The 17,242-nt window shown below is 65.8% G+C and carries 14 protein-coding genes; 2 read left to right on the top strand and 12 right to left on the bottom strand.

All coding sequences use genetic code 11. The features are described from left to right. Positions 1-103 precede the first annotated feature (103 nt). The 8 genes from ABWP92_RS10915 to ABWP92_RS10880 form a co-directional block, all read right to left on the bottom strand. Entirely contained in the window at positions 104-1,090 is a 987-nt protein-coding gene (locus ABWP92_RS10915) for a Bug family tripartite tricarboxylate transporter substrate binding protein (RefSeq protein ID WP_353235403.1), read from the bottom strand. A 65-nt stretch (positions 1,091-1,155) separates the two neighbouring features. Then, a complete protein-coding gene (locus tag ABWP92_RS10910) occupies positions 1,156-2,166 on the bottom strand; it encodes a D-2-hydroxyacid dehydrogenase (protein ID WP_353235402.1) in 1,011 nt (336 codons plus the stop codon). 4 nt (positions 2,167-2,170) lie between these two features. Continuing rightward, on the bottom strand, positions 2,171-3,169 hold the full coding sequence (locus ABWP92_RS10905) for a Bug family tripartite tricarboxylate transporter substrate binding protein (RefSeq protein WP_502907506.1): 999 nt from the start codon (positions 3,167-3,169) through the stop codon (positions 2,171-2,173). A gap of 123 nt (positions 3,170-3,292) precedes the next feature. Beyond that, positions 3,293-4,090 carry a class II aldolase/adducin family protein gene (locus ABWP92_RS10900; RefSeq protein ID WP_353235401.1) on the bottom strand — a complete coding sequence of 266 codons (798 nt, stop codon included), beginning with the start codon at positions 4,088-4,090 and terminating at the stop codon, positions 3,293-3,295. A gap of 65 nt (positions 4,091-4,155) precedes the next feature. Then, positions 4,156-5,340 carry a tricarballylate utilization 4Fe-4S protein TcuB gene (tcuB, locus tag ABWP92_RS10895; protein WP_353235400.1) on the bottom strand — a complete coding sequence of 395 codons (1,185 nt, stop codon included), beginning with the start codon at positions 5,338-5,340 and terminating at the stop codon, positions 4,156-4,158. 3 nt (positions 5,341-5,343) lie between these two features. Further along, positions 5,344-6,792, bottom strand: coding sequence for an FAD-dependent tricarballylate dehydrogenase TcuA (tcuA, locus tag ABWP92_RS10890; protein ID WP_353235399.1), 1,449 nt, complete (start codon positions 6,790-6,792; stop codon positions 5,344-5,346). A gap of 249 nt (positions 6,793-7,041) precedes the next feature. Further along, a complete protein-coding gene (locus ABWP92_RS10885; RefSeq protein WP_353235398.1) occupies positions 7,042-7,977 on the bottom strand; it encodes a LysR family transcriptional regulator in 936 nt (311 codons plus the stop codon). 109 nt (positions 7,978-8,086) lie between these two features. Beyond that, on the bottom strand, positions 8,087-9,169 hold the full coding sequence (locus tag ABWP92_RS10880) for a porin (protein WP_353235397.1): 1,083 nt from the start codon (positions 9,167-9,169) through the stop codon (positions 8,087-8,089). Between the two features lie 175 nt (positions 9,170-9,344). Here ABWP92_RS10880 and mnmA point away from each other — a divergent pair, with 175 nt between their 5' ends. Together mnmA and ABWP92_RS10870 are read left to right on the top strand one after the other, a co-directional pair. Further along, entirely contained in the window at positions 9,345-10,463 is a 1,119-nt protein-coding gene (mnmA, locus tag ABWP92_RS10875; RefSeq protein ID WP_353235396.1) for a tRNA 2-thiouridine(34) synthase MnmA, read from the top strand. Positions 10,464-10,834: 371 nt separating this feature from the next. Further along, positions 10,835-12,496, top strand: coding sequence for an L-lactate permease (locus tag ABWP92_RS10870; protein ID WP_353235395.1), 1,662 nt, complete (start codon positions 10,835-10,837; stop codon positions 12,494-12,496). A 114-nt stretch (positions 12,497-12,610) separates the two neighbouring features. On the opposite strand, the gene ABWP92_RS10865 is transcribed toward ABWP92_RS10870, so the two are convergent. From ABWP92_RS10865 to ABWP92_RS10850, 4 genes are all read right to left on the bottom strand, one after another. After that, complete coding sequence (locus ABWP92_RS10865) at positions 12,611-13,957, bottom strand: tetratricopeptide repeat protein (RefSeq protein ID WP_353235394.1); 1,347 nt, start codon at positions 13,955-13,957, stop codon at positions 12,611-12,613. A gap of 87 nt (positions 13,958-14,044) precedes the next feature. Next, positions 14,045-15,562 carry a rhomboid family intramembrane serine protease gene (locus ABWP92_RS10860; protein WP_353235393.1) on the bottom strand — a complete coding sequence of 506 codons (1,518 nt, stop codon included), beginning with the start codon at positions 15,560-15,562 and terminating at the stop codon, positions 14,045-14,047. Between the two features lie 132 nt (positions 15,563-15,694). Next, entirely contained in the window at positions 15,695-16,258 is a 564-nt protein-coding gene (ssb, locus tag ABWP92_RS10855; RefSeq protein ID WP_353235392.1) for a single-stranded DNA-binding protein, read from the bottom strand. Positions 16,259-16,376: 118 nt separating this feature from the next. Next, positions 16,377-17,242, bottom strand: an 866-nt coding sequence (locus ABWP92_RS10850) for an MFS transporter (RefSeq protein WP_353235391.1), incomplete at its 5' end; no start/stop codon positions are given.

Here is a 17,242-nt window from a genome sequence, read left to right as displayed (position 1 = left end):
CCCATCCCGCAAAGCCGCTGTCGCGGCGCGAGGAGATCGTAAACACGTTCTTAGGACGTTTTCAAGGTTTGCGTGCGCAGGCCGGCTTTGAACGGGAGCTGTCTTACTGCGCCGTGATCTTGCGCTCACGCACGATCGCGCCCCACTGGTTGTATTCCTTTTTCATGAAGGCCGCGAACTCGGCGCGCGTGGTGGGGTGCGGATCGAGCCCGTGCTTGCTCAATGCTTCCTTTACGCCGGGGTCGTTGAGCACCTTCACGATTTCCGTATTCCAGCGATCGAGGATGGGCGCGGGCGTCTTCGCGGAGGCCACGAACGCATACCAGTTCAATGCCTCGAATCCTGGATAACCCGATTCGGCCACCGTCGGAATGTTGGGCATGTACGAAGGGCGCTTCAGCCCGGTGGTGGCCAGCGGAATCAGGTTGCCGGACTCGATGTGCGGCAGCGCCGTGGGTGGCGCGGCAAAGTAGCTGGCCACGCGCTCACCCAGCAGGTCCTGCAGTGCCGGGGCGCCGCCCTTGTAGGGGATGTGCACCATGTCGATGCCGGCGCGCTGGTTGAACAGCTCGCCTGCCAGGTGCGATGCGGAGCCCGCGCCGGTTGATGCGAAATCGATGCTGCCGGGCTTGGCCTTCGCCTTGGCGACGAACTCGGCCAGGGTCTTCACGCCCACGCTCTTGTTGACCACCAGCACGTTGGGAAAGTACACGCCGCCCGAAATCGGAGCGAGGTCCTTGAACGGGTCGTAGTTCAGCTTCATGAGGTGCGGCGCGATGGTCAACGGCCCTACTGATCCGAGCAGCAGCACGGAGCCATCGGCCATGCCGGCAGCCACTTGCTGGTGCGCGATGTTGCCGCCGGCGCCGCCGCGGTTGTCCACCACCACGGACTGGCCGATGTTTTCGCCCAGCTTCTTGGCGATCATGCGGGCGGCCGCATCGGCAGCACCGCCCGCGGCAAAGCCCACGACCAGCGTCACGGGCTTGTTGGGTGGAAACACGGGATCCGCGGCGCGGACGCCGGCCGTTCCCAGGCAGAGAAGCGCCGCCGTCGTCGTGGCGCGCAGGAGAAGGGATCGCTTGTTCATGGGTTGGTTCTCGTGGAGTAAAAATAATGAATGGTGGATTGTGCCGCTGGTTGGATGTGGCCTTCTCATCGAACCACGTTCGCCATCGCCTTGCCGCAGGCGAAGCGTTCGAGGTTCTCGAGAAAGATCTGCACCACGCGCGCTGCGTTGCCCGCGGAGAAGCCTGCGCTGTGCGGCGTGGCGATAACGTTGGGCATGTTCCAAAGCGGCGAATTCTTCGCAAGCGGCTCATGTGCGAAGACATCCAGATAAGCTCCCGCCAGCCGTGCGCCTTGCAGCGCTTCGATGAGGGCCGTCTCGTCCACCACGTCGCCGCGCGAGACGTTGATGAGATGCGCGCCGGCGGGCAGCTTGGCGATGGCCTTCGCATCGATGAGCTGGCGGGTTCTGTCGGTCAGCGGGCAGGCGAGGATGAGCCAGTCGGTATGCGCGAGCACGCTGCCGATGTCTTCGAAGGAAAACGATGGAAGCCCGCTTTCGGTGGGCGTGCCGCTGCTGCGCACGACCTGGATCTTCAGCCCGATGGCGCCCAGAATCCGCGCGATGGCCTGTCCGATGCCGCCCCAGCCCACGATGGTCGCGGTCTGGCCGTGGATATCCGCAGGCAATGGCGAGCGCTCGATCAGCGGCGCCCATTCGCCGCGCCGCTGCCTGTCCAGCATTTCGGGAAAGCGCCGGCCCAGCATCAGCAGGCCGGTCACCGCCGTTTGCGCGACCACCTCCGCGTTGCTGCCCGCCGATGATGTGAGCACCACGCCGCGCCTGATCAGCTCGAGGTACACGGGCCGGTCGGCGCCCGCCGAGTGAAAGTGCATCCAGCGCAGGCTTTTGCTGCCCAGCAGCGCGTCATAGAAGTGCTGGGTTTCCGGCAAGGTTTCGTGCTTGGTCGAAAGGCCGGTGACGTCGCGCGAGACGAAGGCCGCGTCAAACCCGGCGCCGCGCTGCTCCACGTCATCCACCGTGAGCAGCGTGGGTGCGGGAGACGCGCAGGCCCGTATCCGCTCGCCATGCCTGGCAAGGACTTGAGGCGATACCAGGATGCGCAGCGGGATGGAGGCAGAAGCGGATGCAGTCATGGTTTCATTCCACCGTGGCGCCGGAGTCTTTCACGATCTTGGCCCACTTCTCATGCTCCTTGCGCGTGAACTGGGCAAACTGTTCGGGCGTGCCGCCCACGGGATCCGCGCCTTCGCGGATCATCTGCTCTTCCAGCAGCGGCAAGGCGTCGTTGACCGCCTTGTTGAGCTTGTCGATGATGGCGCGTGGCGTATTCCTGGGGCCGAAGAAGCCGAACCAGGATCCGGCAGCGAACCCGGGAAAACCTTTTTCTGCCACCGTGGGTATGTCGGGAAGCGAGCGCGACGGCCTGTCGCTGGAGACCGCCAGCGCGCGCAGCTTGCCTGCCTTGATGTGCTGGATGACAGAGGGAATGGTGGCGAACATGAATTGCAGCCGGCCCGCGAGCAGGTCGTTCAGCGCATTGGCGCCCTTGTAGGGAACGTGCAGGGTTTCGCTGCCGATGCGTTGGCTCAGCATGTAGCTGGACAGGTGCGAGGAGGTGCCGACCCCGGTGGAGCCGTAGCTCAGCTTGCCCGGGTCGGCCTTCACGTAGGCGATGAATTCCTCGAAGGTCTTGGCCGGGACCGATGGATGCACCACGAGCACGTTGGGCACGTCGGCAATCTGCACGATGGGCGCCAGGTCGGCCAGGGGGTCGTAGCCCATGTTCTTGTACAGGCTCTGGTTCACCGAGATCGGGCCAACGGAGTTCACGATCAGCGTGTAGCCATCGGCGGGTGCGCGCACCACCGACTCCGTTCCGATGTTTCCGCCGCCGCCCGGCTTGTTGTCGATGACGAAGGACTGGCCCAGGCTTTCGTTGAGCTTCTGCGCGACCGCGCGCGCGAGCAGGTCCGTGGTTCCGCCCGCGGTGAAGGCGACGATCACTTTCACCGGCTTGGACGGCCATGGGTCCTGGGCCCTCACCAGGGTGGAGGCCGGCAGGAGCACGGACGCCATCAATGCGGCATTGAACTGGCGCCGTGAAGGGGGAGCGGTCAGGTTGCGTGGTTTCGTCATGTTGTCTCCGTTCTTTTGGGGTGGATGTGGTGCGGCATGGTTCTGCCGCAGGCGAGAGCGAGATGCCGGGCGCACACTCTCTCGCGGACCCTCCCGTTATGTTTTTTATATCTGCAGCGAAACTCAGGTGCGGTAGCTGGGGTCCAGGCGGTCGAGCTTGCGCAGCAGCGCGGGCCATTCCATCTGTCCGTAGGGGCGGCGCGTCCCCGGCTGGTAGTTGTTCCAGGTTTCCTCGAGCACATCTTGGGAAACCTTGGCGAAAGGCGTGTTGCAGGCCATGGCGGCAAGCTGCGAGCGGCACGCCAGCTCGATGCGGTGCATCCAGTTGAAGGCTTCGCCCACGGTGCGGCCCACGGTCAGCGCGCCATGGTTGCGCAGGATGAGGGCCTCGCCCGTACCCAGGTCTTTGACGAGCGATTCCTGTTCCGCCAGATCGAGCACCACGCCCTGGTAGTCGTGATAACCGATCTTCAGGAAGCGCATGGCGGTCTGCGTGATGGGCAGCAGGCCGCACTCCAGCGCCGACACCGCCATCGATGCCCAGCTGTGCGTGTGGATCACGCAGCCGACTTCGGGACGCGCCTCGTGCACCGCGCTGTGGATCACGTAGCCGGCCTTGTTGATGCCATAGTTCAGCGGGCCGAAGTCGGGCTTGGAGAGGATGGTTCCGTCGTGGCTCACCTTGATGAGGCTGGATGCGGTGATCTCCTCGTACATCATGCCGTAGGCGTTGATGAGAAACGCTCCTTCCTCATCCGGCACGCGCGACGAAATGTGGTTGGCCATCATGTCGGACATGCCATACAGATGCACGAGCCTGTAGCATGCGGCGAGGTCCACGCGCGCCTGCCATTCCGCGGCAGAGCATTTGTCTTTCATCGACGAGATGTTCAGTTCGTCTGGTTGGTTCTCGTTGCTCATTTCTCATGTCTCCTTTCCAAGAAGGTGATTGGCTTTCCCGTGGCGGTCCGTGGATGCGCCTTGCTTCAGTCGGAGCCTACGCCGATCGGGTTGGGCTGGCGCTTTTCCGTCGCATGCCGCAGCAGCGCGGCGGTGCGGAAGACGCCGTGTGCGAACTTGCCGTAAGGCAGCGTCAGGAACAGCGCCATGACCGATCCGAGATGCAGGCACAGCAGCAGGGCCATCGTGGGCGTGCTGCGTCCGATCCACAGCGCAAGTCCGCTGGCGGCCACCACGAACAGCAGCGCGATGAAGCCCAGGTCCATGGGCTTTTGCTTCGGATCGCCATGGTTCGGATCGCGCCTGCGGTTCAGGCGCCACAGGCCCGCCGTGCCGATCATCAGGCTCACGCCGCCGACGGCTCCCAGCAGCTTGGGCAGGCTGGGCAGGTCATACGGCGCGGCGAGGCCGAACGCATAGTGGTAGATCGTTCCGAGCGCCGTCGCCGCGAAGCACAGCATGAATCCGTAGAACGTGAAGTGGTGCATGCGGCGGCGCGCCAGCGTGTACGCGTCATCCTCGTTCGGGCAGCCCTGGCCCGCGCCGCCGTCCAGGTACTTCATGCGGAGCACGTCGTGCGCGGCTTCCGCCGCGGCGGGGCCGTTCACATCGGCGCCGCTGGTGACGGGCTTGATCTGCTTCCAGAAACTCCTTACCGCCATGAACAGCGCGAACACCACGAACAGGAAAACGGGCGCGAACATGCCGACCAGCAGGTTATGCGGGAACAGGTTGTAGAAATTCCCCGCGGTTTCATGGCTCCACAGCGCGCCCATGCCGCCGTGCGCCGCCGCAGCGATGATGAGGAACAGCGCCAGGCCGAACACCAGCGCCATCGACAGCGTGAGGCCGTTGTTCTTGTAGAGCTTTCCAAATGACGGCGGCCATGCGTAGTGCGAATAGGTTTCGCCGCGAACCTCGGCCATGGCCTTGGGAATGTTGATGGCGAATTCGTGCGGCGGAGCATACTGGCAGGCGTGCAGGCAGGCGCCGCAGTTGTGGCACAGGTTGGCCAGGAAATTCACGTCGGCCTTGGGAAATTCCAGGCGCCGGGTCATTGCGGGAAACACCGCGCAGAAACCTTCGCAGTAGCGGCAGGCGTTGCAGATCTGCATGACGCGCGCGACCTCGTCCTCGGCGGCGGTCATCGGCACGATCTGCCCTTGTGCGAGGGCCTTGGCGTCTTCTGTCAGGGCGTGTAGCGTTTGCATCTCTCAGGCAACCTTCTCTTCATCGTTCACAGCGCCTCTGGCTGCGGGCTTGCCTTGCGCGGCAAGCGCTGCGTTGCGGCCGGCAATGCGGCCGAATGCGGTTCCGATCGACATGCCGACGCCCGCGGTGTAGCCCTTGCCGAGCACGTTGCCGGCCATCATCTCGCCCGCCACGAACAGGTTGCGGCTCGGCGCGCCGTTGAAGCGCACGGCCGATGTGTCGTCCACCTTGAGGCCCAGGTAGGTGAAGGTCACGCCGGGGCGCAGCGCATAGCCGTAGAACGGCGCCGTGTCGATCGGGCGCGCCCAGTGCGTCTTCGCGGGCGTGATGCCTTCGGTGTGGCAGTCGTCGAGCGCGGTGTGGTCGAAATGGCCCACATGGCAGTTCTGGTTGTATTCGTTCATTGTCTGCATGAACGTGTCCGGGTCGAGCTCCAGCTTCCGGGCGAGATCTTCGAGCGTGTCGGCCTTCACGCCGGGGAACACGGGCGGCATGAAGCGGCCGATGGCCTTGGAGTCGATGATCGAGTAGCCGATCTGCTGCGGCTGCATCGCCACGAGGCGGCCCCAGATCGCATAGCGCTTGGGCCAGAAATCCTCGCCCTCGTCGTAGAAGCGCCGGGCCTCGCGGTTGACGACCACGCCAAGCGATACGCAGTCGATGCGCGTGCAGATGCCGCCGTCGTAGAGCGGCGCGCGCGCGTCGATCGCCACCATGTGCGCTTGTGTCGGGTCGCCGATGCGGTCGGCCTGGTGGTCTTCGAGCATGTGCCTGAGCAGCACGCCCTTGTTGAACGCCGTGCCGCGGATCAGGAAATTGTCCGAGGGGAATTCGCCGCGTTCGTTCTGGCCCCAGGCCTCGCGCAGCCATTCGCGGTTGGATTCGAAGCCGCCCGCCGCCAGCACGCAGCTCCTGGCCGTGATGCGCTGGCCGTTGCTCCAGGCGGCCTTGAAGACGCCGTTCTCGATCTCGAGCCTGTCCACGGGCGATTCGTAGCGCACCTGGACGCCGAGGTTTTCCGCGCTGCGGTAGTACGCATTCACCAGCGCCTTGCCGCCGCCCATGAAGAACGCGTTGGTGCGCGCCACGTGCAACGCGCCGGAGAGCGGCGGCTGGAAGATCACGCCATGCCTGCGCATCCAGGTGCGGCAGGTGGAGGAGGCGCGGATCACCATGCGCGCGAGGTGTTCGTTGGTGATGCCGCCCGTCACCTTGAGCAGGTCTTGCCAGAACTCCTCTTCGGGATAGGCTTCCACCAGCACGTCCTGCGGGGCGTCGTGCATGCAGCGCAGATTGCGCGTGTGTCCTGAATTGCCGCCGCGCCATTCGCGCGGCGCGGATTCGAGCAGCAGCACCCGCGAGCCGCCTTCACGCGCCATGAGGGCCGCGCACAGCGCTGCGTTGCCGCCCCCGATGACGAGCACGTCGGTGTCAAAGGCTTCGGTGTTCATGATGGCAGTCTCCTCATGCCGCTTTGCATGAGGGACGGCGCTGCGCGATGTGTCGGCACGGCGGGACCTCGTGGGGAGTTCTTTTGTCGATCCCGCAGCGCAACGCCTGTTTCCGGATGGTGGCTGCGGGTAGTTGCCGCGACTGTAGGCTGATGCCAGGTGCCTGCCTATGGCGCATTTCACATGGGCGCATCACGATTCGTGATGCCCCTCTGGTGGATGACGGCTCCCTTCGCTTAAGGCGCGGGCTCAGGAGTCGCCTGTCCAGCGCGCCCCGATCCACTTGCCCGACTGCACCAACTGCTTGGCGCTGTCGGCCAGCACCACGCGTGCCGCCAGCGCCGCCGGCGAGAGCTCATCATCCGACAGGCTGCACAGCATCGCATGCCGGCGCACGCGATCATCGTCGATCTCCGACCACCAGAAGCGCTGCGCCGCGTCCTCATAGGGATGGACGGCCGACCAGGGCTGCACGGTGGCGCCCAGGCCCGCGTCGACGGCCTCCATGAGCATGGTGAGCGAGTCGATCTCCATCGCCATCTGCGGCTGGAAACCCGCCTGGGCGCAGGCGGTGACGACCGAGCTGCGCAGGCCGTGGCTGCCCGAGGGCAGGATGAGCGGCTTGTCGCGCAGCTCGGCGAGCGCCATCCCGTCCTTCATCGGGAAGAGCGGCTTGCGGCGGGACTGGATGAGAAAGAGGCGCTCCTCCAGCAGCGGCATGACGCTCCAGCGCCGTGCGGCATGGGTGTCGAAGAGAATGGCCAGATCGAGCTGGCGCGCGTTCAGCAGGCTCGACAAATGGCCCGAGAGCGCGGCGACCATGTGCAGCCGCACGTCGGGATAGCGCTCGCGCATCGCGCGCATCAGCGGCAGCCCGAGCACGGATGCGATCGTGGGCGACAGGCCGACACTCACCGCGCCCGAGAGCCGCGCCTGCTGCGCCGCGAGAACCGCCTGGTCGGCATGGCGCAGCGTGAGCTGCGCTTCGTGAAAGAACGCCAGCCCCGCCGCCGTCGGCACCGCGCCCTTGCTGGTGCGCTGCAGCAGCCGCGTGGACAGCTCGCTCTCCAGACGGCTGACCTGCTGGCTCAGCGCGGACTGCACCATGCCCAGATCAAGCGCCGCCCGGCCCATGGAGCCGAGCTCGACGATGCGGACGAAGTAGCGAAGCTGGCGCAGTTCCATGGTGGCTGTTGGAGGGGGCGGCCACGGCGCGACATGCGCAGCGGCGAGCAGCGATGATCGCACACACTCGCGCCGCATCGCCGCTTGCGCGGCGACCTTGGACGCTTTCCTAGAACCGGTACTGCATCCCCATCCCCCATCCGGCCGCCCGGCTCCTGTTGCCCGGGCCCTGGTAGCCGTTTTTCCAGCGGGTCAGGTCGAGTTCGGCGTACAGCCGGGTGCGGTGGGAGAGCTTGTATTCATAGAAGGCGACGAACCGGCCGTAGCCGTCGTCGCCATACTGCGTGCGTTCGCGCTGGACCTTGTAGTAGGCGAGTGTCCAGTCGGTCTGTTGCGTGGTGGATAGGGTGGCGCCGAGCGCATATACCCGTTGATCGGTGCGTGCCGCATCACCGGTGTCGGCGCGGCTGCGGGCGGCGGTGGCGGCCAGGCGCAGGCTGCCGGAGGTGTAGGCCATGCCCACGGTCCAGGCGTTGAGCAGGCGACCCTCGGCGTCCTTGAATCTCTGGTAGGCGCCGGAGAGCGCCGCGCCGCTTTCCTCCCAGCCGACGGCGAGGCCGCCGGAGGACAGCGGCTTGCGGTCGCCGGCCTGTTCGCCGAAGCTGTACATGGCGCTGACTTTGTAGGGGCCGGAGCGGCTGGCGAGCTTGACGGAGTCGTTGAGCCAGTAGGCGTTGCCCGCGATGCCGGTGTTCCCGTACTGGCCGGCGAGGCCGTGCTGGCCGAGCGCGCCAAGGGTCATGTTGGGGTTGAAGTCGGGGAAGCGTTTTTGCAGCGGGTCGATCGAGGCCAGCGAGTCGGCCAGCAGGGAGGACTGGCGGCCGATGGTCAGGCGGCTTCCGGAGGTGTCCTGCAGGCCGATCCAGCTGCCGCGGTCGAAGAATGGCGCTCCGTCCGCTGGCGTGCCGGTGTCGGCGTTCAGGCTGGATTCCAGCTCGAAGATCACGCTTTGGCCGCCGCCCAGCGGCGTGAGGCCGCGCACGCCCCATCGGCTGGTGTCGTCGATGCCGCTGCTCACGCTGGTCTGCGAGCCGCCGGCCGGCAGGTGCGAGCCGGTCAGGCCGGACGCATGGCGCAAGCCCAGGTCCATGATCCCGTAGATCGTGAAATCCTTGGGCTGGGCAAGTGCGGGTGAGCCCGCGATGGCGGAGAGCAGCGCCATGAGAGCGCCAGATTCTTTCTTCAGTTTCACGTGCAAGTCCTTGTCGGATCGGGACAAGTTTACTGTGCGCGGCTTGGCCCGGCCACGCGCGGCATCAGCCTTTGGGGCCTGGGGCGCAGGGCGCGGCCATCCGGGAAATGTGCGCCAAAGGGGTTTGCGCGGTGCGATGGGGCAGGGTGGGGAGCAAAAAAATACAATTCACCCAATGAGCGCCTCTTCCAAACATCGCGTTGTCGTCGGCCTGTCGGGCGGCGTGGATTCCGCCGTCACGGCCTATCTGCTGAAAAAGCAGGGCCATGAGGTGGTCGGAATCTTCATGAAGAACTGGGAAGACGACGATGACAGCGAGTTCTGCTCGTCCAACATCGATTTCGTGGACGCCGCGGCCGTGGCGGATGTGATCGGCATCGAGATCGAGCATGTGAATTTCGCTGCGGAATACAAGGACCGCGTGTTCGCCGAGTTCCTGCGGGAATACCAGGCGGGCCGCACGCCCAATCCGGACGTGCTGTGCAACGCCGAGATCAAGTTCAAGGCGTTCCTGGATCATGCCATGCGCCTGGGAGCCGAGAAGATCGCCACGGGGCATTACGCGCGGGTGCGCCAGAACCCGCAGACCCGCCTGTTCGAGCTGCTCAAGGGGCTGGACCCTTCCAAGGACCAGAGTTACTTTCTGCATCGGCTGAACCAGGCGCAACTGTCCAGGTCGATGTTCCCGGTGGGCGAACTGCTCAAGACCGAGGTGCGCCGCATCGCGGAAGACATCGGGCTGCCGAACGCGAAGAAAAAGGATTCGACGGGTATCTGCTTCATTGGCGAGCGCCCGTTCCGTGATTTCCTGAATCGCTACATCAAGCATGAGCCCGGCCCGATCCTGGATGACCGTGGCCGCAGGCTCGGCAGGCATGTGGGGCTGTCGTTCTACACGCTGGGCCAGCGCCAGGGCCTGGGCATCGGCGGCGTGAAGGACAAGGGCGTGCAGCGCGGCGCGGGCGACCATTCGCCCTGGTTCGTGGCGCGCAAGGAGCTGCAGACGAATACGCTGCGCGTCGTGCAGGGCCATGATCACCCCTGGCTGCTGTCGCACGATCTGAAGGCGCAGGATGCGAGCTGGATCGCGGGCCATGCGCCCGCCGTCGGCGCCTGCGCGGCGAAGACCCGCTATCGCCAGCAGGACGCCCATTGCAACGTGGTGAGCGCCAGCGGCCAGGACTTCAGCCTGCATTTCCCCCAGGCGCAATGGGCGGTGACGCCCGGCCAGTCCGCGGTGCTCTATGAGGGCGATGTCTGCCTGGGCGGCGGCATCATCACGGCGGGCGACTGAGCGCCGCGCGGCTCATATTGGTCGATGGCCGCCGCCGTGCGTGCTGGCGATGGTTTCAATCTATCAGGCAAGTGTTTTTCCAATAAACCGCCAGCATGCCGCATGGTGATGTTGAAAAAATCTAAAGTCAATTGAAAAGATTTCGCACGGCGCGCTCCCTTGGGCGGAGCGTTGCTTTCCTGCTTTCTCAGTGTTCCTTCTGATACTGCTTGTCTTGACTCATAAATAGACTCGCGCCCGTTTTGCGATAAGCGGGTTTGCCCGCTCGCGCGCGTCACCGAGTTGCATGAAACTCGTTGGCGCCCGTGCCTCGGGCAGCCGATCCGCACAATTGATTCACAACAGTTGGTTTTTAAAAAAGGGCATATCAGATGATTTGGCAACAGGTCTACGATCCCATCGGGAACATGGTGATCTCCACCGCGCTCGCAGCGATACCCGTGGTGGTCATGCTGGCGGCGCTGGGTTTCTTTCACATCAAGGCGCACATCGCCGCGGGCATGGGCCTGATCGCCGCGTTGATCGTGGCGATCTTCGCTTATGGCATGCCCGCAGACATGGCTGGCCGCGCGGCGCTGTTCGGTGGTTTCACCGGTCTGCTGCCAATTGGCTGGATCGTGCTGAACATCATCTTCCTGCACCAGCTCACCGAGCAGAACGGCAGCTTCAAGGTGCTGCAGGATTCGCTCTCGGGCATCACCGAGGACCGCCGCATCCAGCTGCTGCTGATTGCGTTCTGCTTCGGCGCGTTCTTTGAAGGCGCGGCGGGCTTCGGCACGCCCGTCGCGGTGACGGCGGCCATCCTGATCGGCCTGGGCTTCTCGCCTCTGGCGGCATCGGGCCTGTCGCTGATCGCCAATACCGCTCCGGTGGCCTTCGGCGCGCTGGGCACGCCGGTGATCACGCTGGCCAAGGTGCACGGCTACGACCTGATGGAAGTGACGGCGATGATCGGCCGCCAGTTGCCGTTCTTCTCGGTGCTGGTGCCGTTCTGGCTGATCTGGGCGTTCGCCGGCCGCAAGGGCATGCTGGAAATCTGGCCCGCGATCCTGGTGGCGGGCGTGACCTTCGCCGTGCCGCAATATCTGGTCTCCAACTTCATCGGCCCCGAACTGGTGGACATCATCGCCGCCATCGTGTCGATGATCTGCCTGGTGGGCTTCCTGCGCGTCTGGCAGCCCAAGAAGATCTGGACTTCGGCCTCGCTGCGCGGCAAGGACATCAGCGCATCCGAAGCCAAGCCGCCACAGCCCGTGGTCAAGCACAGCCGCCAGGCGCTGATCGCGGCATGGCTGCCGTGGCTGGTCCTGTCCGTGTGCGTGTTCCTGTGGGGCCTGCCGTCCGTGAAGACCTGGCTCAACGGCATCTTCGCGCCAGCGTTCCCGATGCCCGGCCTGCACAACATGATCGAGAAGGTTCCGCCGGTCGTCACGCAGCCCACCAAGGAAGGCGCGGTCTATGTGCTGAATCTCCTGTCCGCCACCGGCACGGCCATCCTGCTGTCCGCCGTGATCAGCGGCTTCCTCATGAAGTACAACCCGGTAGCGATCGTGCGTACCTTCTTCAAGACGATCTGGCTGGTGCGCTACTCGCTGCTGACCATCGTGCTGATGCTGGCGCTGGGCACGCTCACGCGCTACTCCGGCACCGACACGACGCTGGGCCTGGCCTTCGCCAACACCGGCGTGCTCTATCCGTTCTTCGGCACGCTGATGGGCTGGCTGGGCGTTGCGCTGACCGGCTCCGATACCGCATCGAACGTGCTGTTCGGCGGCATGCAGAAGGTGGCGGCAGACCAGTTGGGTCTCTCGCCCAACCTCATGGGCGCGGCCAACAGCTCGGGCGGCGTGATGGGCAAGATGATCGACGCGCAGTCGATCGTCGTGGCATCCACCGCCACCCGCTGGTTCAACCACGAAGGCGACATCCTGCGCTACGTGTTCTTCCACTCCATCGCGCTGGCCTGCCTGGTGGGCCTGTTCGTGACGATGCAGGCCTACGTCTGGCCGTTCACGCTGATGGTGGTGAGGTGAGCCGGGGCGGCCCTGGTGGCCGCCTTCCATCCGGAGCCAAGACGAAGAGCCCGCGATGCCGAAAGCATCGCGGGCTTTTTTGTCTCAGGTGTTCACCCCGCCCCGCCGGGCGGTTCAGGTCGACGCGGTGGCCGGGTCCATGGTTTTCCGAAGGTCGTCGCGCAGCATCCATTCCGCTTCCTGCGTGCTCGGATGGGCCGGATAGCGCATTTTCATGCGCATGAAGACGCGCACGGCCTGATCGGGTTTGTTCAGGCCCAGCTTGAGTGCGCGGACGATCAGCTCCTGCGCCTCAGGCGTGAGTTCATGCGCCGGGTATTGCTTCTCGAAGCTCTGCAGCAGAGCAAGCACGTGCGCCGGCTGCATGCCCTTCCATGCAAGGCGCGCGAGGGCCAGGGTATTTTCCGCCGACTCCAGCTTGAATTGCGGATCGCGCTTGTAGCAGCTGCTCCACACGTCCAGCGCCTCGCTTTCACGCTGCTGCCCGATGAGCAGCGGGATGAAGCGCTGGGCGTGCTGCGTCAGCGAGTCGGTCTGCCGGGCCAGCTTGAGCACGCGGTGAAAGCGCCGCTGATCGGCCACATTGTCGTATCCGGTACGCTGCCATTCGCGGGCGTTGTCGAGCGCGGACTGCATGTCGCCGTCCTGCACCAGCCTGGCGACCATGGCGTCGCGCTGCCGGGCTTCGGCGGCAGCCGGGTCCTGCGGCTCGGCCATGGCGGCGTCCGGGGCCTTCACGGGCTCGATGTCGAGCGCCGCATGATGCTGGTACATCACATAGCCGATCATGGCCGCCATCACCCAGCTGAAGTAGATGATCACGAACGTGATCAGCGGCGCGAGCACGAACTTGGGCATCAGCGGCAGCAGCAGGCCCAGGGCCAGCGGCGCGCCTTGCATCAGCAGGAACAGGAAGAAGCACAGCAGCAGGTACGATTTGCCGATGCCCGCGATCGTGCCCAGCAGCAGGAAGGGATTGATCGCCGAGCGCAGGCTGCAGGTGTTGATCAGCACCATGAGCGTTGCCGGAATGGCCAGCGACGACAGGATGTTGCCGATGGTGCCCAGGCCCGCGCTTGCGTGGGTCAGCCAGCCGATGATGAAGCCGTGCACCAGCAGCACGCCGAAGAACTTCCAGGGCAGGGCCTTCCAGTCCTCGTCCACCATGTCGTGGCGGTAATCCGCGCTGTCGGTGATGCCGCGCGAGGCCAGCGCGGCGACCTTGAAGCCATAGCGGCTGACCGCGAGCATCAGGCCGATGCCGGCCAGCATGGCGAGGAAGAATCCCGCCAGCAGCAGGTAGCCGCACAGCGACAGGACCGCTGCGTAGATCAGCGGCTCCATCTGCAGCGGAAACAGGAAAAAGCTGTTGAGCTTCTGCCAGAAAGGCGGAATGTCCCACCGTGGCGATCCGTCGCCGTCTTCCGTCTGTTCTCTATGGCGCGAACGCACATCGCTCATGGTCTGCTCCCTGGACTGCGCGACTCGCTGCGGTCGCTGGCTCGCCGATGTTACGGCATCCGTGCAGCGACCCGGCCCGCCGGGCGGCTACTGGCCGGCGAGCCAGCGCGTGACGGCCTCCTGCGGCGCATCGCGTTGCAGCGCGGGCAGCCAGGCGCGGGCCTCGTCGAGCCTGCCGGATTTCACCAGTCCGGTGGCCAGAAGCGTCAGCGTGCCGTTCCAGTGCGGCTGCCCGGGCTCGGTTTTCTCGAGCATGCGGCAAAGCGTCTGCGCGTCGGTGAATTCGCCCTGCTTCACGAAATTGCGCGCCAGCGCGTGCAGGACGTCCCCGCGAAGGCGCGGCACCGGCTGCGCGCACTCCCAGTAGATGCGCCAGCAGCGATGCTGCAGCGCGCGCTCGTCTTCGGTGCGGCCCGGCAACTGGAAGATGCGGCGCGCGGCGGCATGAAAGTCATCACCAGCGGGCGCATGGCGCGCGCTGTCGAACCAGGCGCGCAGAATCCGGTGCTCGGAGGGCGCGAGCTTCGCCGCCTGGCGCCATGCCCGGGCGGCGTGGCCGAAGTCCAGCGCATCGGTGTGCCGCTGCGCGCGCCGCACCGCCTCGCCCACCTGCTCCCGATGCGCCTGCTCGGCCTGCCGGGCCAGGCCCGCGGTGTCGGCTGGCGCCTGCACTTTCCGCCATCGCATGTAGGCCCACATGATGATGGCGCCGGTCAACAGTCCGCCGAAATGCGCCATGTAGGCCACCTGCGCGCCGCCGATGAAGTGCTGGGCCAGCTCGAACCCCATCCACACAGGCAGCATGACGAGCGCGGGCCATCGCGCATAGTTGAAGTAGAAGGCCAGCATGTAGAAGAACCGGATGCGCCGCATGCGGTACATCACCGCATACATGGACATCAGCCCCGCGATGGCGCCGGACGCGCCCAGCCCCATCCCTCCCATGCCGTCATAGAACAGGCTGGCGAACAGCGAGGCGCTCCATCCGCACAGCAGGTAGAACGCCAGATAGACGAATGCGCCCAGAGCCATCTCCAGCGTGAAGCCGAAGAGAAACAGGAACACCATGTTGCCCAGCAGGTGTCCCGGGCTGCCGTGCAGGAAGGTGGATGTGAGCGCCTGCACCGGTTGCAGGCCGGCGCCGGGTTCGTAGCTCATCGCCCAGCGCCCGGTGAACGCCCGGGGCTCCAGCGCAGCGAACTGCGCCCTGGCGGTGCTCCATTCGTCATATCGGTCATCTGCGGGATCCAGAACCTGGCCGTTCAGCAGGCGCTGCCTGAACGATCTTTCCTGCCACATCAATTCATAAAGCTGCGCGTATTGCCTGCTCTTCCAAAGGTCCCTGGCCATATGGGCCAGCGGCGCGGCAATGCGGCCGCCCTTGCGCTCGCGCGCGCTTTCGCGCAAAAGGTGTTCGACGAAGAGCGGCAGCTCGATCTCCGGCAGTACGGTCCGGGCATATGACTGCGCCGCGCGCGCCACGGATTTCTCCTCGGATTCCTGCCAGCCGAAATAGATGGCGCAGTTGATGAGGATGAGCAGCACCGTCATCCATGGAGGCGATTTCCAGGACGGCTTGTTTTCCAGGGGAATGGCGACGAACATCCGCCCATTGTGCGGCCGTGGCGCGGATTGCGGCGGCGCGCGTGCATGGGACGCCGTGCAAAGCAAAAAGTCCCGCGCTTCTTCACGAAGCGCGGGACCGTCGGGCGGGCCTTTGGGCGCAATTGCCCTGCGTCAGAACGGAATATCGTCGTCCATGTCGTCAAACCCCGAATTGGCGCGCGGGGCCTGCTGGACGGGCGCCGGTGCGGGCGCGGGGCGCTGCTGCTGGGCGGGAGCTGCTGGCCGGGCCATGGGGGCGGGCGCGGCGCGGCGCTGGGGGGCTGCGTCGTAGCCGCCGTCATTGCCGCCGTAGCCGCCGTCGTCGTAACCGCCGTTGTTGCCGCCACCGCCGCCCATGCCCTGGCGGCTGCCGAGCATCTGCATCTGGTCGGCGCGGATTTCCGTGGCGTAGCGCTCCTGGCCCTGCGGGTCGGTCCACTTGCGGGTGCGCAGGCTGCCTTCCACGTACACCTGCGAGCCCTTGCGCAGGTACTGGCCGGCGATTTCGGCGAGGCGGCCGTTGAAGACGACACGGTGCCATTCGGTGGCTTCGCGGTTCTCGCCCGTGTTCTTGTCGCGCCAGCGGTCCGTCGTGGCGACGGTCACGTTGGCGACCTGGTCGCCGCTGGGGAAGGTGCGCATTTCGGGATCACGTCCCAGATTGCCGACGATGATGACTTTGTTGACGGATGCCATGCTGCAGATACCTTCGTAAATGTTGGGTTTGCGCGCCAAATGGGGTTTGCGTAGCGCGCCTGAACGGGGGATTGTGCACCAACCGGGCGGTCGTCGGGGAAGGTGTTTTTGGCTGCCCTCAACGAGCCGCCGGATTTTCGAGGGGCCCCGCGCGCGCGGCCTCGGCGCGGCCGATGGGGCGCAGCGGCCAGGTCACGAGCAGCCACAGGGCGCACAGCGCCGCGGTCACGGTGAAGAGCCCGGGCGCGCCCAGCCATTTGATGAGCGCGCCGCCGAGCGCGCCGCCCGCGAACAGGCCCAGGGATTGCAGCGTGTTGTAGCTGCCCAGCGCCGCGCCGCGCAGGTTGGCGGGCGCCATGCGCGAGACCAGGCTGGGCTGGGTGGCCTCAAGCGCGTTGAAGCCGCAGAAGAACGCAAACAGCACGACGCCCATCGTCATCAGCGACGGCGTGCCGCCACTCGCGAACAGCAGCCCGAGCGCGACCTGAACGGCCAGCACCAGGGAGATGGCGGCCAGCAGCGCCGCGCGCAGGCGGCCGTGGCGCTCCATGGAGAACAATCCGCCCATGGCGGCGAAGGACAGCACCACGGCGGGCAGATAGATGTGCCAGTGCTCGCTCTTGGGCAGGCCCGCCTGCACCAGCATCGCGGGCACGGCGACCCACATCGACATCTGCACCGTATGCAGCACGAACACGCCCAGGTTCAGGCGCAGCAGATCAGGGTGCTTCCAGGCATCCGCGGCGCGCCCGCGCGGGGTGTCGGCGTGCTGCAGGGGCTCGGGCGGCACCACCCAGATCACGACGGCGATACCCGCCAGGGCCAGCGCGCAGGTCAGGCCGAACAGACCCGCGAGACCCATGAGCGAGGTGAGCGCGGGAGCCGCCACCAGCGCGATGGCGAACATCAGTCCGATGCTGCCGCCCACGAGCGCCATGGCCTTGGTGCGCACGCCGTCGCGCGTCTGGTCGGCCAGCAGCGCGG

It is taken from the genome of Diaphorobacter ruginosibacter, assembly GCF_040396215.1.
Classification (GTDB): Bacteria; Pseudomonadota; Gammaproteobacteria; order Burkholderiales; family Burkholderiaceae_C; genus Diaphorobacter_A; species Diaphorobacter_A ruginosibacter_A.
Note: the sequence above shows the minus strand (reverse complement) of the source record. Positions and strands in the feature narration are given on the sequence as shown.